The sequence below is a fragment of the Kitasatospora sp. NPDC093558 genome (assembly GCF_040683475.1).
GTDB lineage: Bacteria > Actinomycetota > Actinomycetes > Streptomycetales > Streptomycetaceae > Kitasatospora.
Window position 1 is genome coordinate 1 of sequence record NZ_JBFBDY010001228.1, and the last position, 1,303, is coordinate 1,303.

Genomic DNA, 1,303 nt, shown 5'->3' on the forward strand with positions numbered 1-1,303 from the left:
GGTCGTCGTCGCCGTCGTGCAGTTTGGCGCGCAGCCGCCAGGCCTCCAGGAAGGTGAGCGACACCACGTCCTCGGCGGCCGCCCAGTCCCCCAGGGTGCGCAGCGCGTAGCCGTAGACGGCCTGGGCGTGCGCGTCGAAGACCTCGCCGAGCGCGCCCTGGTCCCCGGCGCGCAGGCGCGCGCGTTGTGACAGTTCCATGCCCTCCCCTGTCCGCCGGCCGCCCGGAGTTCCGTGTGAGCCGCGTCACGCACACCTGGCCGGTGGGCGGCCCGGCGTCGATTCTCCGGTGCGGCGGGGAAAACTCGGGAAATCGGGGACCTCGGGGGCGTGCGGAACGGGGTCGTGCGGGGGTGTGCGGGGGTCGTGGGCGCGGCGCGGCGGGGGATCGCGGGTGGCGGGGCCGACAGGGTGCGGGCGGGGGTTCCAGTGGACGCCCGAGGCCTCGTCACATGTGGTCTGACCTGGTGTTTTCCAGGATTTCGCCTAGGGTGGGGAGCCTCGGTCACAGGCCTTCGGAGGGGGATGTCATGGGTGACGACGCCCGTGAGTACGGCGCCGCGAGGATCAGGGTTCTGGAGTGGCCGGAGGCCGTCCGGGTGCGGCCCGGGATGTATGTCGGCTCGACCACTGAACGCGGGCTGCACCAGCTGGTGTACGAGGTCCTCGACCGGCCGGTGCAGGAGGTCCTGGCCGGGCGGGCGCACCGCGTCGAGGTCACGCTCATGGCCGACGGCGGTGTGCGGGTCTCGGACGACGCGCCGGGCGTCGAGGACCTCGAAGGCCTGCTGACCCGCCTGGGAGCCTGGGTACAGCCCGGCATCCGGCCGTTCATGGGGCTCGGCCTGTTCGGGACGGGGCCCGCCGTGGTCAATGCCCTGTCGAGCCGGCTGACGGCCGAGGTGCGGCGCGAGGGCGTGTTGCGGCGTCAGGAGTACGCGTGCGGCGTCGCCCTCGCCCCGCCCGTGCGCGTGAGGCCGGCGGACGGGAGCGGGACCACCGTCACGTTCCGGCCGGACGCGGGGATCTTCGGTGCGTCCCGGTGTTCGTTCGACGACCTCGCCGGGCACCTGAGGCAGCTCGCCTTCCTGAACCGCGGGCTGGACATCGTGCTGAGCGACGAGCGCGGCCCGGCCGGGCCCCGGTCGCTGCGGGCGCACTTCCCGGGCGGCGTACGGGACTTCGTCGTGTTCCTCGACGAGCGGGCTGGGGCGGTGCCCGTGCATCCGGAGGTCGTCCGCTTCGAGCTGGACGACCCGCGGATGGCGGGGAGCGTGGAGGTGGCGCTGCGGTGGTCCCGCTCCT

2 protein-coding genes are annotated in these 1,303 nt (G+C 73.9%); one reads left to right on the forward strand and one right to left on the reverse strand.

Going from position 1 to position 1,303, the window contains the following annotated elements; all coding sequences use genetic code 11:
- On the reverse strand, nucleotides 1-199 hold a 199-nt coding region (locus AB0O00_RS39940), incomplete at its 3' end, for a sigma factor (protein WP_363659571.1).
- A 329-nt stretch (nucleotides 200-528) separates the two neighbouring features.
- Here AB0O00_RS39940 and AB0O00_RS39945 point away from each other — a divergent pair.
- Nucleotides 529-1,303 (forward strand): DNA gyrase subunit B (locus AB0O00_RS39945; protein WP_363659572.1); only part of this gene is annotated, 775 nt, incomplete at its 3' end.